11 protein-coding genes are annotated in these 20,348 nt (G+C 71.8%); 8 read left to right on the top strand and 3 right to left on the bottom strand.

All coding sequences use genetic code 11. The features are described from left to right. The 7 genes from LVO85_RS14815 (at position 1) to LVO85_RS14785 (ending at position 7,904) form a co-directional block, all read left to right on the top strand. On the top strand, positions 1 to 1,215 hold the full coding sequence (locus LVO85_RS14815; RefSeq protein WP_232748270.1) for a PucR family transcriptional regulator: 1,215 nt from the start codon (positions 1 to 3) through the stop codon (positions 1,213 to 1,215). Positions 1,216 to 1,294: 79 nt separating this feature from the next. Continuing rightward, positions 1,295 to 2,476: an acyltransferase domain-containing protein gene (locus tag LVO85_RS14810; protein WP_332875448.1), complete on the top strand. Its 1,182-nt coding sequence runs from the start codon at positions 1,295 to 1,297 to the stop codon at positions 2,474 to 2,476. Next, positions 2,473 to 3,522: a beta-ketoacyl-ACP synthase III gene (locus LVO85_RS14805; RefSeq protein ID WP_232748269.1), complete on the top strand. Its 1,050-nt coding sequence runs from the start codon at positions 2,473 to 2,475 to the stop codon at positions 3,520 to 3,522. Before LVO85_RS14810 ends, LVO85_RS14805 begins: the two co-directional genes overlap by 4 nt. 72 nt (positions 3,523 to 3,594) lie before the next feature. Continuing rightward, complete coding sequence (locus LVO85_RS14800; protein ID WP_232748268.1) at positions 3,595 to 3,843, top strand: acyl carrier protein; 249 nt, start codon at positions 3,595 to 3,597, stop codon at positions 3,841 to 3,843. A 109-nt stretch (positions 3,844 to 3,952) separates the two neighbouring features. Further along, positions 3,953 to 5,206 (top strand): beta-ketoacyl-ACP synthase II, encoded by a 1,254-nt coding sequence (fabF, locus tag LVO85_RS14795; RefSeq protein WP_232748267.1) that lies wholly within the window; start codon positions 3,953 to 3,955, stop codon positions 5,204 to 5,206. Continuing rightward, the gene (locus tag LVO85_RS14790; protein ID WP_232748266.1) at positions 5,203 to 6,654 is read left to right on the top strand and encodes an acyl-CoA carboxylase subunit beta; all 1,452 of its coding nucleotides are present in this window, start codon (positions 5,203 to 5,205) and stop codon (positions 6,652 to 6,654) included. The genes fabF and LVO85_RS14790 overlap by 4 nt, the downstream gene beginning before the upstream one ends. A gap of 137 nt (positions 6,655 to 6,791) precedes the next feature. Then, entirely contained in the window at positions 6,792 to 7,904 is a 1,113-nt protein-coding gene (locus LVO85_RS14785) for a glycosyltransferase (protein ID WP_232748265.1), read from the top strand. A 13-nt stretch (positions 7,905 to 7,917) separates the two neighbouring features. Here the strand turns inward: LVO85_RS14785 and LVO85_RS14780 are convergent, their stop codons facing one another. The 3 genes from LVO85_RS14780 to LVO85_RS14770 form a co-directional block, all read right to left on the bottom strand. Further along, the gene (locus tag LVO85_RS14780; protein ID WP_232748264.1) at positions 7,918 to 8,433 is read right to left on the bottom strand and encodes a DUF3145 domain-containing protein; all 516 of its coding nucleotides are present in this window, start codon (positions 8,431 to 8,433) and stop codon (positions 7,918 to 7,920) included. Between the two features lie 128 nt (positions 8,434 to 8,561). Then, a complete protein-coding gene (locus LVO85_RS14775; protein WP_232748263.1) occupies positions 8,562 to 9,002 on the bottom strand; it encodes a hypothetical protein in 441 nt (146 codons plus the stop codon). 67 nt (positions 9,003 to 9,069) lie between these two features. Next, on the bottom strand, positions 9,070 to 17,862 hold the full coding sequence (locus tag LVO85_RS14770) for a SpvB/TcaC N-terminal domain-containing protein (protein ID WP_232748262.1): 8,793 nt from the start codon (positions 17,860 to 17,862) through the stop codon (positions 9,070 to 9,072). Positions 17,863 to 17,983: 121 nt separating this feature from the next. On the opposite strand from LVO85_RS14770, the gene LVO85_RS17105 reads away from it, so the two are divergent. Further along, complete coding sequence (locus LVO85_RS17105) at positions 17,984 to 20,347, top strand: LuxR C-terminal-related transcriptional regulator (protein ID WP_232748261.1); 2,364 nt, start codon at positions 17,984 to 17,986, stop codon at positions 20,345 to 20,347. The last annotated feature ends 1 nt before the right edge of the window (position 20,348 follow it).

The raw sequence follows: 20,348 nt of genomic DNA, 5'->3' as shown, positions 1-20,348 counted from the left end.
GTGGCCACCGACCAACCGCGCGACCTCCCCGCCCGGCACGCGGGCGTGGTCGCCACAGCGGCGGCACAGCGCATGGAACGTGACCTGACGTGGTACCGCGAGCTGCCTGCGGAGGACCGTTCCTGGGTCTCGCTCGTCGCCCAGGCCGGGGTCGCGGCCTTCCTGGCGTGGTACCGCAGCGGAGGTGGCACCCCTGCCGTCACCGCCGACATCTTCGGCACTGCACCCCGCGAGCTGGCACAGAAGATCACGCTGCGCCAGACGCTCGACCTGGTGCGCACGACCGTCGACACCGTCGAGGAGCATGTGCACCTGCTCGCCGGGGAGGGCGACGAGGGCGCCCTGCGCGAGGGGGTGCTGCGCTACTCGCGGGAGGTGGCCTTCGCCACGGCCGAGATCTACGCCTCCGCGGCTGAGTCACGCGGCGCCTGGGACGCGCGGCTGGAGTCCCTGGTGGTGCACGCGGTCGTGCGCGGTGAGGCCGACGACACCCTGCGCAGCCGGGCCGCCGAGCTCGGCTGGTCGGAGGTGACGCGGGTCGCGGTGCTGGCCGGCACGGCTCCCCTGCCTGCAGGAACCCACGACGCGGCCGCCGTTGTGCTGTCCCTGCGCCAGGCGGCACGCCGGGTCGGGCGGGACGCGCTCACCGCGGTGCAGGGCAACCGCCTCATCTGTGTGCTCGGCCACACCGACGAGCCCCTCGAGGACGCCGCCCGCCTGGTGCCGCACTTCGGCACCGGCCCCGTCGTGGTGGGGCCGCGGGTCCCCCACCTGTATGCCGCGGGTCGCTCGGCCCGCGCGGCGCTGTCCGGGCTCGACGCCGTGCGGGCCTGGCCTCAGGCCCCTCGCCCCGTCGCTGCCGACGACCTGCTCGCCGAACGCTCGCTCATCGGGGAGGCCCCCGCCCGGCGCACCCTGGTCGACCGGGTCTACCGCCCGCTGCGCGACAACGGTTCGGCCCTGCTCGAGACGGCCACCGCCTACCTCGACTGCGGGGGGGCGCTGGAGGCCACCGGGCGGGTGCTGTTCGTGCACCCCAACACCGTGCGCTACCGGCTGCGGCGCGTCGAGGACCTGGTCCATCTCGACCTCACCTCCAGCCGCGACGCCTGGGTCGTCCAGGTGGCTCTGGCGCTGGGCCGGTTGACGGAACCACCGCAGCGAGGGTGGCGTGATGCCATCGGACGTGGCGGCCCTGACCGCAGCTCTTTGTAGGAACCCCACAAGATCGTCCGCCGTATGTGGTCGGCATCCTTGACAGGCGAAGTCCGGTAGGGGGCGGCAGAGTGGGGGTGTGCTCGTCATCGTCGCCCCCGGACAGGGCTCCCAGACCCCCGGCTTCCTCTCCCCCTGGCTGGAGCTGCCCGGCTTCCGTGCCCGGATGGAGTGGCTGGCCGCCGTCGCCTCCCTGGACCTGGTCGCCCACGGCACCACCTCGGACGCCGACACCATCCGCGACACCGCGGTGGCCCAGCCGCTCATCGTCGGCTCGGGTTTGATCTCGCTGCTGGCCCTCTTCGACCACCCTGCCGACGGCTTCCGCGCCGTCGGCGCCGGTGCGGGTCACTCCGTCGGGGAGATCACGGCCGCCTCCGCCGCCGGTGTCCTGAGCGCCGAGCAGGCCATGGTGTTCGTGCGGGAGCGGGGCAAGGGGATGGCTGCAGCCAGCGCCGTGCGCCCGACCGGCATGTCGGCCGTCCTCGGCGGCGACCCCGACGAGGTGCTGGCAGCCCTGCAGAGGCAGGGGCTGACCCCGGCCAACGTCAACAGTGCCGGCCAGGTGGTCGCTGCGGGCACCACCGAGCAGCTGCAGGCGCTGCGGGAGGACCCGCCGGCCAAGGCCAGGGTCGTCCCCCTGCAGGTCGCAGGGGCGTTCCACACGGAGCACATGGCCCCCGCCGTGGACCGGCTCGGCGGCTATGCCCGGGCGATCTCGGTGCACGACCCCCGCACGACGCTGGTGTCCAACCGCGACGGCGCCATCGTCCAGGAGGGCCGCGAGGTGCTGCAGCGCCTGGTCAGCCAGGTCAGCAACCCGGTGCGCTGGGACCTGTGCATGCAGACGTTCGCCGACCTCGGCGTGACCGGTCTCATCGAGATCCCGCCTGCCGGCACGCTCGCCGGGCTCGCCAAGCGTGCCCTGCCCGGCGTCGAGGTCCTTGCCCTGAAGGCCCCCGACGACCTGGACGCGGCTCACCGGATGATCCGCGAGCACGGCTCCCTCGAGGAGTCCTCGGTCACCCCCTCCTGGCGCCTGGTGGTGTCTCCCGTCAAGGGGGCCCTCACCACGCTGGTCGACACCGAGACCGACGTCACCCCCGGACAGGTCGTCGCGAGCGTGGCCACCCGTCGTGACACGCACGAGGTCGTGGCCGTGCACGGCGGTCACGTCATCGAGTGGCTGGCCGAGGACGGCGACCCCGTCGCGCCCGGTCAGCCCCTGCTCCGCCTGCACCCGACGGAGGACGTCACATGACCCTGCAGCCCATCACCGGACGCACCGCGCTCACGGTCCCGGACGGGCCCCGGCACGCCCGCATCCACGGCATCGGCGGGTACCGGCCGGAGCGGGTCGTCACCAACGAGGAGATCTGCCGGCACATCGACTCCTCCGACGAGTGGATCCAGCAGCGCTCCGGCATCATCGAGCGCCGGTTCGCCGCCCCCGACGAGACGGTCGTGGACATGGCCGAGCACGCGTCGGTCAAGGCCCTGGAGATGGCCGGCGTGAGCGCCGACCAGATCGACGTCATCCTCCTCGCCACCGTCAGCTTTCCCTACCAGACGCCGGCGGCCGCCCCGCTGCTGGCGATCCGGCTCGGTGCCGACGACCCGGCGGCCTACGACATCTCGGCAGCGTGCGCGGGCTACTGCTACGGCATCTCCATGGCCAACGACATGATCCGCGCCGGGAGCGCGCAGTTCGTGCTGGTCGTCGGCGTCGAGAAGCTCAGCGACTTCACCAGCCCCACCGACCGCGGCACCGCGTTCATCTTCGGCGACGGGGCAGGCGCGGCGGTCGTGGGCCCCTCGGACTTCCCGGGCATCGGTCCCACGGTCGCCGGCTCGGACGGCCACAACTGGGACAAGATCGTGCAGCGGCAGGCCTGGACCGACCTGCGACCCGCGATGGACCATCCCCAGCCCGGGCAGGAGACCCCCACCTGGCCCGCCATCGAGATGCAGGGCCAGTCCGTCTTCCGCTGGGCGGTCTTCTCCATGGCCCCCGTTGCCGCGCGCACCATCACGGCCGCCGGCATCGCGCCCGAGGACCTGGACGCCTTCGTCCCCCACCAGGCCAACATGCGCATCACGGACGCCATGGTCAAGGCGCTCAAGCTCCCTGAGGGGGTCGCCGTCGCCAGGGACGTCGCCACGACCGGCAACACCTCGGCGGCCTCGGTGCCGTTGGCCATGTCGCGCATGCTCGAGGCCGGCGACATCCCCCACGGAGGGCTCGCCCTGCAGATCGGCTTCGGTGCCGGGCTGGTCTACGCCGCGCAGGTCGTCGTCCTGCCCTAGCTCCCGGGACCCGGCGGGTTATCCCGGGTCAGCCCAACCGCACTGCCCACACACACGAAGGAGCACCGCCACATGGCACTCAACGAGCAGGAGATCCTCGAGGGTCTGGCCGAGATCGTCAACGAGGAGACCGGTATCGAGACCGACGCCGTCCAGATGGACAAGTCGTTCACCGAGGACCTCGACATCGACTCGCTGTCCATGATGACCATCGTGGTCAACGCCGAGGACAAGTTCGGCGTGCGCATCCCCGACGACGAGGTCAAGAACCTCACCCACGTCCGGGACGCCGTCAACTACATCAACAACAACCAGGGCTGACCAGCACGGTCCGGTATGCCGTGCGCATCCCTGCGACGCCGCATACCGGACCGTGCCGCCCCCTCCCACGGAACCATCGACCACCACCGTTTTTCGAGGAGCAGCAGACATGTCCGCAGGTAGCGAGCGTCGCGTCGTCGTCACCGGGCTGGGTGTCACGACCCCGGTCGGTGGCACCACCACCTCCACGTGGGAGGCCATCCTGGCCGGCCGGTCCGGGGCCAAGCCCCTGCCCCAGGAGTGGCTGGACGAGCACGACCTGCCGGTGACCTTCGCCGCGACCCTGGACACCCCGACCTCCCAGACGCTGTCCAAGGTCGAGGTGCGCCGCAACGACCCTGCCGGTCAGTACGCCCTCGTGGCGTCCCGCGAGGCCTGGGCCGACGCCGGCATCGGCGAGATGGACCCGGAGCGGCTCGGCGTCGCCATCGGCTCCGGCATCGGCGGTGTCTGGACCCTGCTGGACCAGTGGGACGTGCTGCGCAGCAAGGGCCCGCGCCGGGTCTTCCCGCTGGCCGTGCCGATGCTGATGCCCAACGGGCCCGCGGCCGCCGTGTCTCTCGACCTCACCGCTCGCGCAGGCGCGCACTGCCCGGTGAGTGCCTGCGCGAGCGGCGCGGAGGGCATGGGCCTGGCCATGAACATGATCCGCTCGGGCCGCGCCGACGTCATGGTCGCCGGCGGCACCGAGGCGGCGATCCACCCGCTGCCGATCGCCGCGTTCGCCGCGATGCAGGCGCTGAGCACCCGCAACGACGACATCACCGGCGCCTCGCGCCCCTACGACAAGGACCGCGACGGCTTCCTCATCGGCGAGGGCGCGGCGGTCATGGTGCTGGAGTCCGAGGAGCACGCCAAGGCCCGCGGCGCCCGCATCTACGCCGAGCTCAGCGGCGTGGGCATGTCCTCCGACGCCTACCACATCACCGCGGGTGAGCCCGAGGGTGCCGGCGCCGCCCGAGCCATGCTCGAGGCGGTCGCCGACGGCGGCCTGGAGCTGGCCGACATCGACCACATCAACGCCCATGCCACCTCCACGCCGGTGGGCGACGCCGCGGAGACCAGGGCCATCCACCGTGCCTTCGGCGACCGTGCCGCACAGATCCCGGTGACGGCGACCAAGTCGATGACCGGCCACCTGCTCGGTGCGGCGGGCGCGCTGGAGGCCGTCCTGACCGTGCTCAGCGTCCACCACCGCACGATGCCGGCGACCATCAACCTGCACGAGCAGGACGAGGCCATCGACCTCGACGTGGTGGCCGGTGAGCACCGCCCCTTCCCGGACGGCGACATCGCCGCCCTCAACAACTCGTTCGGCTTCGGCGGCGCCAACGTCGCCCTCACCTTCCGGAGCGCCCGATGACCGTCCGCGTCCCCAGCACCGCGTCCTCGGAGGCCTCCGCCTCGGCCAAGGCCAAGCTGCCTCGCGACCAGGACCCGCGCCATCCGGTCAAGCGGCTGGCGACCTTCTACGACGAGGGGTCCGTCGAGCACATCACCCCGGTCGACGACTCCGGCTTCCTGGCCGCGGTCGGCACGGTCAAGGGTGCTCGGGTGGTGACCTTCTGCTCCGACGCCACCATCCAGGGCGGCGCCATGGGTGTCGACGGCTGCAAGGTCATCATGACGGCCTACGAGCGGGCGCTGGAGGAGCAGGTGCCGGTCGTCGGCCTGTGGCACTCCGGTGGGGCTCGCCTGGCCGAGGGCGTCGTGTCTCTGCACGCCGTCGGGGAGGTCTTCGCGATCATGACGCGGGCCTCCGGTGTGATCCCCCAGATCTCGGTCGTGCTGGGTGCTGCGGCCGGCGGTGCCGCCTACGGACCGGCGCTCACCGACGTCGTGGTGCTCGGACCCGACGGCCGGATCTTCGTCACCGGCCCCGACGTGGTGCGCTCGGTCACCGGCGAGTCGGTCGACGCGCTGCGCCTGGGCGGCCCGGAGCCGCACGGGCGCCGTTCGGGTGTGGTCCACGTGGTCACCGAGACCACCGACGACGCGTACGAGCAGGGTCGCCGGCTGTGCTCCCTGCTGGCCGACCAGGGTGAGCTCGCGATCGGCAAGGTCAAGGACCGCGACCTGGCCTCCACCTTCCCCGAGTCCGCCAAACGCGCCTACGACGTGCACCCGCTCATCACCAACCTGCTGGACAAGGGCAGCGAGACGGTCGAGCTCTTCCCCAAGTGGGCTCCCAACATCGTGACCGCCCTGGGCCGTTTCGGGGGCCGCACCGTAGGGGTCGTCGCCAACAACCCGATGCGCCTCGGCGGGTGCCTGGACTCCATCTCCGCCGAGAAGGCCGCACGCTTCGTGCGCATGTGTGACGCCTTCGGGGTGCCGCTCGTCGTGCTCGTCGACGTGCCCGGCTACCTGCCTGGCGTGGGGCAGGAGTGGGACGGTGTCGTGCGTCGCGGCGCCAAGCTGCTGCATGCCTTCGCCGAGGCCGTCGTGCCGCGGGTGACCCTGGTGACCCGCAAGACCTACGGAGGCGCCTACATCGCCATGAACGCCCGTTCGCTGGGTGCCTCGCGTGTCTTCGCCTGGCCCACCGCGGAGATCGCCGTGATGGGCCATGTCGCCGCGGTGCGCATCCTGCACCGGCGCAGGCTGGCCGAGGTGCCGGAGGAGGAGCGTCCCGCGGTCGAGGCCGAGCTGGCCGAGTCGCACGCCAAGCTCACCGGCGGCCTCCAGCGCGCTGTCGAGATCGGGGTCATCGACGAGGTCGTGGAGCCGAAGAAGACGCGGACCGCGCTGGCGCAGGCCATCCTGGACGCCCCCCAGCGCCGCGGCCGGCACGGCAACATCCCGCTCTGACATCGCCAGGAGCCCCCGGCCTATCCGCGTTGCCAGGGAGTCTGCACCCCACCCACCCGCGTTGCCAGGGAGTCTGCACCCACCCGACCCGCGTTGCCCTGGGATGCGCGGGCGGCGGTCCGCTAGGTTGAGCGGTCATGCGCATCGTGCGGATCGCCAACTTCGTCAGCCCCACCTCGGGGGGGATCAAGACCGCGTTGCGTGAGTGGGGACAGGTCTACCGCGCCCGCGGCCACGAGGTCTTTCTGGTGATCCCTGGCCCCGGCCCCGCCGTGGTGCACCAGGAGCAGGGCACGGTCCACCACCTGCCCGCCGTGCCGGTGGGCAGCACGGGCTACTCCTTGATCCTGCGGCGCTCCGCGGTCACCGACGTGCTCGAGCAGCTGCGGCCCGACACGGTCGAGGTGTCCGACCGCTCCACCCTTCGGTGGACCGGTAGGTGGGCACGCCGCCACGGCGTCGGGTCGATCATGATCAGCCATGAGCACCTCACCGGCATCCTCGAGCGTCGGACCCCCGTGCCGGACCGGCCCGCCCACGCCCTCGCCGACGCCGTCAACCGGCGCAGTGCCGCCTCCTACGACGCCATCGTCTGCCCCAGCGCCTTCGCCGCGCAGGAGTTCACGCGCCTCGGCGTGCCCGCCGAGGTGGTGCCGCTGGGGGTGGACCTCGCCACGTTCGTCCCCGGTGACCGGCCGCCGACGCACCCGGCACCCGGCTCTGGTCGCCCAGCACGGGTCATCCACTGCGGTCGCCTCTCGCCGGAGAAGAACCCGGGGCTGAGCATCAGGACCCTGCAGACCCTGCTCGACCGAGGCGTCGCCGCCGAGCTGACCGTGCTGGGGACAGGACCCATGCGTGACGCGCTCATGGACCTCGCCGAAGACCTCCCGGTGACCTTCCGGCCCTACATCACCGACCGACGGCAGCTCGCCTCGGAGATGGCAGCCGCCGACGTCGCGATTGCACCCGGACCGGTGGAGACCTTCGGGCTGGCCGCCCTGGAGGCGCTCGCCTGCGGCGTCCCGACCGTCTGTCCTGTCGAGGGTGCCCTCGGGGAGGTCGTGGGTGACGGAGGGCTGGTCGCCCGGTCGCACCCCGGGGCCTTCGCCGACGGCGTCGTGCAGCTCCTGCGCAGGCCCGGGGCACGCACGACGGCCCGCCGTCAGGCCGAACGGTTCACCTGGGAGGCGTCGGCGGAGCGGATGCTGTCGATCCACGAGCGGGTGCGGCGTAGCGCAGCTCGGTGAGGCCGTGACGGGGTCACCCCACCTTGTGCAGCCACTTGACGGGGGCACCCTCGCCGCTGTGCCGGAAGTGCTCCAGCTCCGCGTCCCAGGCCGAGCCCAGTGCGAGGTCGACCTCCGCGGCCAGGACCCCCATCGCCCCTCCCGCCTCGGCGACCATGGCTCGCAGGCGGTCCTCGTTGACGACGACGTCCCCGTTCGCGGACAGGCGCGCGTGGTGGATGCCCAGGGCGGGGGTGTGCGTCCAGCGGGCGCCGTCCGACCCGCGGCTGGCTTCCTCGACGACCTCGTACCGCAGGCCGTCCCAGCCGCGCATCGCGCTGGCGAGCTGTGCACCGGTCCCCTGCTCACCGGTCCAGGAGAACTCGGCACGCATGGTGCCCGGCTGGGCCGTCTGCGGGGTCCAGTCGAGGGCGACCCGGGTGTCCAGGACGCCTTCCAGGGCCCACGCGATATGCGGGCACAGCGCAGTCGGGGTGGAGTGAATGAACACCACCCCGCGAGTCATGACACGTGGCATGACAGCGGACATCCGGGCCTCCTTGATGCGAGGGACGTCTTCCCCAACGACCTCGCCGGACGGCGGCACGGACTACTGCTCCGCCACAGAATGCCACAGGTGTCACACAGGTCACAAGTGGGACCGGCGCGCCGCGGTCCTCACCAGTCGACCGAGACCGTGCCGCCCCCGTAGCCGTGGACCGAGTCCCTGCCCTCGACGGTCAGCCGGTCCGTGCCCTCCGGCACGACCAGGTCGCTCTGGGTGCGCGTGAACGGCTGTTCGCCGGCGTGGTCGTGCAGCAGCGTGTGCTCGCCCAGCACCTGGCCGTCCTGGTCGAGCACCCGCCAGCCGTCGGCATAGCGCTCCGGCGAGTCGTACGGGGACGACACCGTGACCCGCAGCGTGGCGGACCCGTCGCCGCGCTCGACCTCGACCTCGACGATGTCGGGGTAACGCTGCTCCGCCGCCTCGCCGGCCGCATCCCCCGTCGCCGCTGTGCTGTCGGACGTGGACGGTGCGGTGGTCACCTCGTCTGAGCCGCAGCCCGAGACCAGGAGCACGGCCACCACTGCGCTGAGACACCTCGTCCGCCGCGACATGCCTGCCAGTCCACCACAGGCGCCCTCGGGGCACTCGTGCGGCCGGTCCGAAGGGGCCGTGCCCGGCTCACTGGCCAGCGCGCGCCACCCCTGCGTCCCCGGCACCAGAAGTCTGGGCCGGCGACTTCGGGAGCGGCTTCGGTGGCCGCGGCGGCGGCTGGGCGGAGGACCCCGCATCGGCCTGGGAGCCCGCACCCATCGAGGTCTGCGCGGGCGACTGCGGGGCCTGCGCGCTGCTGCCGCCCGTCGGCGGCGGCTGACCGTTGGTGGCGCTCGGTCCGCTGCCCTGGGTCGTCGCCACGTCTGAGGTCTGCGCACCCGTCGCGCTGCTGGAGTCTCCGCCCACCTTCAGCCGCTTGCCGATGCCGAGGCTGAACTTCACCGTGCCCTCGCTCAGGTTGATCTCCACGAAGGGCTTCGCGTCGAACCGGTCGGCGAACTTCTGCAGCCGGTCGGCGCGTTCGATGTCCAGGCCGAGCCGCACGAAGGAGCGTGGCAGCCGGGTCTGCAGGCTGTCGGCGACGATGCCGGCCAGCTTCGGGTTGGCCTTGAGCCTCGCGCGGTCGGCCTCGTGCGCCTTGATGACGGCCGGTGCCTGGGCGCTGGTGAACACGTAGCCGGTGGGGTCGACGTTCGCCACCGGGTTCGACCCGGCATACGCGTATGCCGTGCTCAGGCTGGGCTGGTCGACGACGGCTGTGGGGTCGTCCACGAGGATCGGGTCGGCCGAGTACATCAGCTCCCGCTGCGGGTCGTACCAGCGTGCTCCGGTGCTCAGCAGGTCACGCACCTCGTCGGTGTAGGACCCGGCGAACTGGTAGGGCGTGCGGAAGACCGTGCTGCTCTCGTCGATCCACACCTCACCGGTCGGGAAGTACTCGTGGTGCTGGAACGTGTCACCGCGGTAGTCGGTGACCATGTTCGTGCTGCCCTGCAGGTCCTTGTGCAGGAAGTAGCGTTTGAGCTCCTCCTCACCGCCGTCGTCACGCTGGGTGGCGAGGCGCTCCTCACCCACCCAGACGTGCTTGAACATCTCGGTGCCGTTGCGCACCGTGACCCACGGGTTGACGAAGGCCGTCTCTCCCTGGGGCCCACGCTCGATGGTCCGCTGGCCGGTGTCGTCGTACCGGTAGGTCGTCGTCGACGAGGCGTCGTCGACGACGCGCAGCCGGTCGGTCGCGTCCCAGGTGAGCTGCCGGATCCAGCGGTCCCGCGAGTCCTTGAGGCCGAGCAGGTTGCCGTTCGCGTCGTAGTGGTAGGTGTCCCTGCCGACCGAGGTCGCCTGGTGCGGTGCCTCCTCCTCGTACAGGCGGTCGAAGGAGTAGGTCGTGTCACGCTGGACCAGACCGCGTCGACCGTTGTAGACCTCGTCGCGCTGGTCCTTGGCCACGACGTTGCCGAACTCGTCGTAGCCCAGCTCGACGGTGTACCGGCGCATCCGGTCCTTGGACTGGTCCCACTCCCCCGACGCCTCGACCAGACGGTCGTAGGGGTCGTAGGTGTAGGACTGCCGGGTGGCACCTCCGAAGAGGCTGGGCAGGGGGGCCGGCAGGTCGTTGACGTAGGTCAGCGGGTTGCCCACCGCGTCGTAGGTGTAGTTCAGGTCCTGGATCTCCTGGTATGCCGGGTCCGGCACGTTGCGGTTCGGGGACAGGGACTGCACCCGCGCCAACCGCCGCGTGTCCTCGTCGTAGGACCACTGCGTGCTCACCCCGTTGCCCAGCTCGGCGAACCGCGGGGTGAGGAACTCGTCGTACTGCCGGTCCAGCAGGTAGTCGTACTCCCACGTGCGCGGCTGCTGCTCCGTGATGTCGTTGCCCTCCTCGTCGACGCCGACCACCACGGTCTCGTAGCCGTCCTCCTCGCCCACGACGCTCAGCGGCTGGCCGCCGGCGTCGTAGTCGTAGGCCAGCCGTTGGCCGTCGGGGTAGACCATCGACTCCACCCGGCCGAGGCCGTCGTAGGCCCAGGCCGTCGTCCAGCGGAACCGCGAGGTGTCCTTGCTCGGGTCCCAGTTGTGCAGCTTCATCTCCGCGGTCTGCTCGACCAGTGCGCCGGCCTCGTCGTAGGCCATGCTCACGATCCTCGTCCCGTCCTCGGACCGCACGATGCGTCCGGCGCCGTTGCCTGCAGCACCCATGTCGCCGTAGGTGTAGCGGACGTCGGGAGTGGCGCCCGGGTGGTCGACGGACACGAGCCTGCTCAGCTCGTAGCCGTAGGTGGTCGCCTCCCCCGCCGCGCGCAGGTTGGGGTTGACCCTGCTCACCAGCTTGCCCTCGGGGTCGTAGGAGAGCTCGACGAGCCCACCGTCCGGGGTCTGGCTGGTCAGCCGCCGTCCGAGCATGTCGTAGCTGTGGGTCGTCGTCTCACCGGCGGTGTCGACGAAGGTGAGCAGCTCACCCATGCCGTTGTACTCGTACGTCGCGCGCAGCGCCTCGGCGCCCTCGGGCTCGTCGTCGAGCGCCAGCACCCGGTCACGCACGTCGGTCCAGCTGACCGTGGCCCGGTCCCTCGGGTCGGTCGTGGTCGTCTTGTAGACGACCACGCCGTCCAGCTCGGCATACTCGTATGACGTCTCGGTGCGTCGGTCGCCGGGCTCGACCACGACGACAGGCATGTCCCACAGGTCGTACTCGGTGGTGGTGGGCGCGGTTGCGGGCACGTCGAGCTCGTAGGTCTCCAGGGTCTCGCTGTCGGCGACCGGGTAGTACTGCTCCACCGCACGTCCGAGGGCGTCGAAGGTGGTCGCCCCGCTGACGATCCGGCCGTCCACCGCCGGCTGCCCTGCTCCGTCGAAGAGCCGGGCGTCCCGCTTGGTCTGCGTCACCCGGCCGATGCCGTCCACGAAGGTGACCGTGTCAATGGTGTCACCGGGGTTGAAGGCGTCGTAGTGCCGGGCCACCGCATACCCGTAGTCCTCGGCTGACGGGTGGTACTCGTAGGTGACCAGGGGCTCGGGGTCGGACGGGCGTGGGCTGCTGATCGAGACGATGCGCCCCAGCGCGTCGTACCCGTAGGTCGTCTCGTTGCCGTTGGCGTCGGTGCGCGAGGCCACCCGGCCCGAGAGCGGCTCGAACGTCGCGGACGAGGTCAGCCCGACGCGCACGGCGCCGGCGACGGAGCCGCTGTCCAGGAAGTCCTGCACTGCCGCGTCGTCGAGGTCGTAGTCGGTGACCTCGGCGATGTCGGAGGAGCGGTCGTCGTCGTAGGTGTAGGCCACGGCGTAGCGGATGCCGTCCTCGCCCTCGGGGTACACGATCCGGTCGTAGCTGCCGAAGGCGTTGTAGGCCAGGGAGGTCACCGCCACCGTCGAGTCGTCGACCCGCTCCTCCAGGTGGGTGACGGAGGCGTTGTCGCACAGGTCGGCACGGCCGTCGCGGTGCCGGTAGACCACCTCGTCCGCCCCACTGGCACCGTTGGTGACCTCGACCACCGCAGGCAGGCTCACCCAGGTCGAGCACAGCGTGTCCGACCACAACGGGGAGGTGTTCGCAGGCTCGTCCACGCAGCCGACCGAGGAGGAGATCTCGCAGTCGCTGTAGGTGAAGCTCGCGACCAGGTCGTCGCCGGGGTCGTCGGTCTCGCCCTCGTCCGCCTGCACGAGGACGTTGCCCAGACCGTCGTAGACGAAGGTCGTCCGGGTCTCCTGGCCCACGTCCGGGCCGTCGTAGAACTGCTCCCCGACCTCCAGCATCAGCGGCGCGACCGAGCGGCCCAGCGACCCGACACCGGTGAGCCCGTCCAGCAGCGGCGCCGAGACGGTCTCGACCGGTGCGCGGACGTCGTCCGGCGCGACGCGCACGTCGCGGAAGCCCCACTCCATGGTGGCTCCGCGCAGGTTCTCGCCGGTCTGGGCGTCGGTCACCAGAGCCGCGGTCTCCAGACCGGAGACGAAGACGTTGTCGTTGAGGAACGTCCGCTCCGTGTCCCGGACCGGGTCACCCGACGCGGCGTCGAGCTCGCGCTCGCGCACCGTCGAGTAGCCCAGCGACTGACGGTGCACCCGGTCGTACCGCAGACCGGAGTACTCGTAGGCGGTGGCCAGCACGTCCGCCCCGTCACCGGGGCGGCCGTCGTCGACCTCGACCTTGCTCATGGTCCACACCGAGTCGGGGTGGTCGACGGTGTTGCCGTCGCGCTCGTACTCCAGGCCGATGTGGCCACCCAGGGGGTTGCTCACCCCGGCGAGCAGGTTGGTGCGGCCGTGCTGGTTCAGGCGCACCTTGAGCTCGTCGTCGTCGGTGGTGGAGACCGAGTCGGCGAAGCCGTCACCGTCCACGTCCTGCAGGTCGACCTCCGGGGAGCTCACGGAGTTCTGGTAGCTCGCGCCCGGGTTGATGACGAGGTAGCACGCGACCAGACACAGCGGGCCGACGTAGACCGTGAAGTCGAAGCCTCCCCCGAGGGAGTTGCTGCGGTCGAAGGATGCCTGTGGCCCGGTGTCCACCCCGTTGGCAGGGCTGGCGCTCTGCATGGTGCCGTACACCCGCGGGGTCAGGACGCCGGAGCCGGTGCCGAAGGCCACGTAGGGCGAGCCCGCCGTGCTGCGCTTGTGGACCTGGTCGAGGATGCCGTCGCCGTTGACGTCGGCCCAGGTGTAGCGCGCGAGGTCGTAGTTCCAGTTCAGCGCCACACCCCCGGAGAACTCCGCCCACGGCGTGGAGAAGCCCAGGGACAGCGCCCCCGCATAGGACTCCATCGCCTCGAAGCCGCCGCTGCTGATCTTCACCGCGCCCTGGGTGAAGGCGTAGCCGAGGTTGTAGTGCGCGAAGACGCCCTCCGGCGTGGTGAAGACCCGGTCGGGGAGCCCGTCCCCGTTGACGTCCGCGAGCTCCTGCTGGATGGGCGCGCCCTGCCCACTGGAGTCCCCCGGCGTCTCGGACAGCTGGTCGCCGTAGGTCTGCGTCGGGTCGGCGCCGATGCCGTCGACCAGCGCGGAGTCGGCCGGGCCGGAGGCGTTGGGACTGGTCCAGCTGGCGTTGACCTCCACGCCGATGCCCACACCGCCGCCCGAGTCGTTGGCGTCGTCGCCCTTGCCGGCGGCGGAGCCCTGGGTCGCGTTCGTCTTGCCCTTGGTGTTCGACTTGATGTCGACCAGGCCGCTGGACAGGCCTCCGCTCACCGAGAAGGTCAGGTCCTGGTTGGTGACGTCCATGAGCTCGCTGAACGAGCGGGCCGCCGAGGCGAAGGTGCCACGCTGCGTCGTGTAGTGGATGTTGGCCGGGGTGATGACGTCGGGGTAGCCGTCACCGTTCATGTCCTCGTAGTCGACCAGCCCGAAGCTCGGACCGACACCGAACGAAGCACCGAGGGGGCCCAGACCGAAGGAGAGCGCCGCGGAGGGAGCGGCGACCCCCACCCGGGTCACCCCTCGCCCGGACCCACCGGTCGAGGCACCGATCTCCACGCTGTCGGCCCCGTAGCGGGAGGACCGGACGCGGTCGGCCGTGGCTGCGATGTTGTCCCGGCTCCCCCGCCACACGGGGCCGGCGAACGGTGCGGGTTGGTTCTCCAGCACGACCGGTGAGGCGACCGGCAGGAACGCGAACGAGGGGTCCGGCTCCGGAGCCTCGGTCTCGAGGTCCTCGAAGCCGCTGGGCGCCACCGGGTCGCTCGGCAGCTCGTCCGTGTCGATCACGAACGCCGACTCGTCGACCGGCGTCGTCGCCAGGGCCCCGGGGGCGGTGTAGCCGGCCACGGCCCAGCCGCGGTAGCCCAGCGGGAAGATGCCCTGCCGCCCGCTCCAGTGCAGGGTGGCGGGGACGTCGACGTCGTCGTCGTCATCGTCGGCGCCGTCGGGACGCAGTGCCACCGAGCCGAAGGTCGTGCGTTCCGAGACGCCCGCGTCTCGGATGACGAGGTCGACCCAGTAGTCCTCACCGGAGGTGATCGCCGCGTCGAGGTCGACGACGGTCTCGAAGGAGTCGGAGGAGTCGCTGGCGGGGATGGTGAGATCCTGCTGCGCGACCACGCCGTCGACGGACTTCACCGAGAGGACGGCGCGTCCACCGGGGTTGTCGGCCAGCAGGTTCAGCGCGACGACCGCGTCGACGGTGTCGCTCGTCGTGGCCTCCCAGGGGGTGGACACCTCGCTGGTCGACCGCTGGGGGTACTGGTCGACCTCCGGTGCGAGGTCGACGACGATGGTGGGCTCGGTGGGGCTACCGACGTCCACCGGCTCGTCCTGCCGGTTCACCGCAGCCGTGTAGAAGACACGCGGTGCCCAGTCGACCACCGTCAGGTCGATCGGCGAGTCCACCGCCAGGCGGGCGTGGACCGTGTCCTGCGAGGTGGGCGCGTCCGGGTCGTCCGGGTCCGGCAGCACCGGCTCCGCGACCGAGAAGTCGACGGAGAGCGTCTGCTTGCCGACGAGGTCGGCGGGGATCGTGATGTCGGAGCCGGCGACCGTGACGCCGTTGTGCTCCAGTACGAGGCGCAGCTCGTCGGTGGTGACCGCGGTCTTGTCCACGACGGCCTCGAAGCGCACCGTCCCCTCGAAGGGCATCACGACGAGGGTGTCGGGCCGGCCGGCCAGGGTGAAGTCGTCGGCCGCCGAGAACTCGGTCTGGGACAGGCCATTGACGTCGAGCGGCACGTCGGCCACGTCGGCCACGTCGTCGATCGCCGTGTAGCTCACGACAGGGGCCCACTCCACCTCGTCGTTGGCGCCGTCGTTGACCGAGCCCACCCGGAAGTAGAGGTGGTCACCGGGGTCGACCTCGCGGGTGATCGGGGCGCCGAAGGCGGTGGCTCCGGTGGAGAGCAGGTTGGCCGACTCGAGCTCGTCCCCGTCGTGCTCCACGGCGACCCTGACGCCGTCGACCGAGGAGCCGTTGGGCGGGTCGAGGGTCACCGGCGCGTCGATGGACACGGTGCCGCCGAAGGGCGCCTCCCAGCGGCGCACGGTGTCCACCAGGGGCGACTGCTGGGCGAGGTCTGCCTGGATCTCGTCGAGCCGCTCGACCGAGATGTCCGGCGTGACGCTGTTGTCGGGAAGAGGCACGAACGTGCCGTCGCTGCCGGTCGCGAACGTCGGGACGCCCGCGACCAGCCGGTTGAAGAAGACCTGGCCGCCGGTGACGAGGTCGGGCAGCCCGTCGCTGTTGACGTCGGTGAAGTAGGTGTCGCCCCACGAGACGTCGGCGCCCAGCCCGAAGGCCACGGTGACCCCCAGGTGGGCCTCCACGGACCCCTGCAGCCCGAGGTTGCTCTCGGAGGACAGCGCCGATATCCCTGTCGCCGTCCTCACACCTCCGAAGGACGTCTCCCCGCTCGGGCCGCTGCGGTTGAGCCGGAACTTGACCTCGCTGCCTTCCAGGAACACCTTGTCCGGCAGCGAGTCCCCGTTGAGGTCGACCCACTCGGACATGGCCTCGGTCCTGCCCCCACCGATCTGGATCGAGCCGCCGAACGAGCCCACCTTCTGAGGGATCGCCGGGTTGAAGCCGATGTAGGCGTGGCCCTCGGCCGAGTTGCTCTGGGACGACCCGAGCGCCCCCACCGAGACCTCGGAGTCGAGGAGCAGGCGGCTGGGCAGGTCGGAGCCGGTGTCCCAGGTCTGCGCCTGCTCGGCGAAGCCGTCGTAGGTGCCGTCGCCGTCTGTCACCTCGTCGTAGTACTCGAACTCGTGGACGGCCTCGTCGGCCGTGCCACCGCTCTGCGCGACCGACCTGAGCAGCGTCTTGCCGAAGGGGCGGGGACCGCCGGGGTGGGTGTAGTCGAGGTCGAAGCGCACGGCGACCTGGTCGTAGTCACGCGCCCCGGCCCCGTCGCGTGCGCCGTAGCGCACCTCGACCCGGGCCAGCCGTTCGGTCACGAGGTCGACGTAGCCACCCATGCCGTCGACCACCGGGTCGAGGCGCACGTCCGCGTCCGGGGCCAGGTCGGACTCGAGCTCGAAGTGCACCTCGTACGCCGGGTCCTCAGGCATCCCGGAGGCCTGCGCGGCAGCGGTGTACTCGATCTTGCTGAGGTAGGTGTGTCGGGCACAGACAGCCGTGGCGCTGGAGGAGCAGGTCTCGACGGGGCTCCAGCCGGTGCCGGCCTCCGCGTAGTGGATCGTCTCGTACTCGTAGCGGATGAGGTTCACGCCGACGTCACGCTGGGCGGAGAGCAGCCAGCGCACGGCGTTGCCCGCCTCGTCGTACACGATGGCGTCCCGGTCGATCGTGAGGTCCTCCCCCGCCTTCTGCACAGGTGTGCCGACCGGACCACCGGAGTCCGGGTGCCCGCCGTACCAGCGGACGTTGCCCTCCTTGTCGTGCACCTCCCAGTAGTAGTCGTCGGGGCCCCCGTCGCCCACGGACCGGCGGATGACCTGCTCGTAGTCGGACTCGACCTGGCGGGTGTAGTCCTGTCGGTCGCCCGCCACCCGGGGCTCCCAGGTCTCACCGAGGGAGTTGGGCACGAGCATCTCCCCGTCGAGCAGGTAGGTCTCGCTCTCCAGGTCGGGGTCGAAGTGGGGCGCGCCGAAGCTGGTGTCGACGGCGACCTCGCCGACCGACAGGTCCCAGCCCAGGCCCAGCCACCCGTTGCCTCCGCCGGAGTCGTAGGTCAAGGCCAGCTCGGGGGTGATCCCGCGGCCCGGCGGCAGCAGCAGCGGGTAGCCGAGCTGGGCACCACCGTCGCTCGAGGCCTCCGGCGGTGAGATGGTGGACAGGGCCTCGGCGGGGTCGGCGTACTGCAACCCGTCGACACTGCCGTCGCCGAGGGCCTCGGGGGTCATCAGCGGCTCACGCCCCAGAGCGGACCCGCCAGGCCCCGCATCGGGGTCGACCGTGGCCGAGATCGGCGCCACGGACACCGTCCCGACCAGCACCAGCGAGAGCAGGGATCCCAGGACCACGTGATCGTTGCGCATAGCCGACTCCTCGGTTGACCCGCGCCGACCGCACGGGCATGCCGAGTCCAGCAGAGGTCCCGTCCTGGCCGCATCGGGCAAATGCCCTATAGGGGTGCGACGGTCTGGAATACTCACCGGGGTGTCGTCGCACATGCCGCTCCGCGGGCGCAGCGAGGCCGTGGCGGAGGTCGTCCGGCTGCTCGGCCAAGCGCGCTGCCGGCTGGTCACGCTGACCGGGCTCCCCGGCGTCGGCAAGTCGCGGCTGGCGCGGCACGTCGCCGACCTGCCGGACCTCGACGTCGGGCCGGTCGCCACCGTCGACGCCCGTCAGGTGCTCGAGCACGGCCTGCTCGCGCCCGCGGTCGCCGCCGCCCTCGAGGGCATGCCCGGCCTCGTGGTGGTGGACGACGTGCATCGCACGCCCGACGCCGCCGAGGCGCTCTCCGCACTGCTGGGGTCCAGGCCGGACCTGCGCCTCCTGGTCACGGCACGCGCCCCCCTGCACGTCCCCGGCGAGCGCGTGGTGCGCCTGCAGCCCTTCGCCGACGCCGACCCGCAGGCTCCGACGGCTGGGCTGGCCCGGCACCCTGCGGTGCAGCTCTTCCTCGACGTCGCCGCTGCCACCGGCACGACAGCGCGGATGGACGGCCCAGCGCTGTCCGACATCGCGGCCGTCTGCGTCCGGCTCGGTGGGCTGCCACTGGCGATCGAGCTCGCCGCAGCGCGCACCGCCGCGTTCTCACCCCCGACGCTGCGCAGGCTGCTCGAACGCTCCTCGTCGAGAGAGGTGCTGGGCTGCTCCTCCCCCGATGGCGGGGGGGACGAGCCCGACCTCTTCGGGTCCATCGGGTGGAGTCTGGCGCTCCTCGCCGCACCCGAGCGTGAGCTGCTCCAGGAGCTGACCGTCTTCGGCAGCGCGGTGGGTGTCGAGGCGGTCGAGGCGGTCTCCGGGCTGCCCGACGTCGTGGAGAGGCTCTCGACCCTGGTCGACGTGCACCTGGTGGACGCGGACCACCGCTCCGGCGCCAGCCTGTTCTCCCTGCACCCGCTCGTGCGCGAGCACGCCCGGCACGAGCTCGGTGTCCATGGTCAGGCCTGCCTGCGCGACCTCGACCGTCGGCACCACCTCTGGGCCCAGGACGTGGCGACCCGCTCCCTGGCGGCCGAGGCCGGAGGACGGCCCACCACCGCCAGGCGCCTCGTCCAGCCGGTCGAGGTCGACCTGGTGACGGCGCTGCACGACGCCCTGCGATCCGCGGACTCGGCTGCGGCGAGCACGCTGTGCCTGGCGCTGGCCCCCCTGTGGCTCAACCGCGGCACCCACGCTGCTCATGTCGCGCTGCTCCAGCGCACCCGCGACGTCGCGGACTGTCGCGGCGCAGCCCCGGGCATCCGGTCCCAGCTGCGGGCGTGGCACGCACTGCACCGTGCCGAGAGCGCCAGGCACGCGGAGGAGGTCGACTCCGTGCTGCCCGACCTGGACGCGGCGGTCGCGCTGGCCCGCACGGCCTCCCCTGAGGTGCTGGTCGGGGTGCTGGCGCTCGCTGTGCGGACCTCCCGCACGCTGCACCACCGGGAGAGCATCGTCCCGCTGTGCGCCGAGGGCCTCGCACTCGCGCGGTCCCTGGCCGACACCTACAACCTGACCCGGTTCGAGCTGTGGTCCGGCATGCTGGCGCACCAGGAGGGCCGGGTCGACGAAGCCCTGTCGTGGGCTCGCGCGGCCCACGAGCGAGCACTGCACCTGGAGGACCCCGCCCTGGTGGTGCCTACCGCAGGTCTGCTGCGGACCCTGCCCGGCAGTGCCGACACCGGCCTGCCGCTGCCCACGGCCGACGAGCTGGTGACCGGGGCGCGCCGGTCCGGCGACCGGCATACGCAGGCCTGGGTCCAGCCCGTGGCAGCCATGGACGCCCTGCGCGCCGGCGACCTCCCCGCTGCCGCCGTCCACTGCGGCGAGGCCATCGCCATGGCCCGTGCCGCCGGCGTCTGGGGGTGGTGCGGGGCTCCGTTGATGTGCCTGGCCTATGTTGCCCAGGCCCATGACGACCCGGTGCAGGCGGCGCGGTTCCACGGCATGACCTCGGTCCATCTCCCGGTCCTGCGCCCCAGCCTGCCGCCCTGGGCCGGGCAGCGCTACGACCAGGCCCTGGAGGCGTTCCGGGCGAGCGGGGGGGACGGCGAGCTGGAGGCGGCCTACGCCGCCGGGGCTGCCCTCGGGCACGCGACGGCCGCCCAGGAAGCCATCACCTACACCGCCTCGATGGCCCCCGAGGTGCCGACCGCACCGCTGGAGGGGACGCGCCACCTGACCGAGCGGGAGGAGCAGGTGCTGGAGCGGCTCGTCGCCGGTGAGTCCAACAAGGAGATCTCCGCCGCGTTGGGCATCACCCCCAAGACGGTGATGCACCACACCTCCAGCATCTACCGCAAGCTCGACGTCCGGGGGCGCGCCCAGGCCGTCGCCCGGCAGCTGCGTCAGACCTCGCGTCCCGCCCGCTGAC

It is taken from the genome of Ornithinimicrobium sediminis (assembly GCF_021272345.1).
In the GTDB taxonomy this organism is placed as follows: domain Bacteria; phylum Actinomycetota; class Actinomycetes; order Actinomycetales; family Dermatophilaceae; genus Ornithinicoccus; species Ornithinicoccus sediminis_B.
This window is presented reverse-complemented; position numbering and strand designations above follow the sequence as displayed.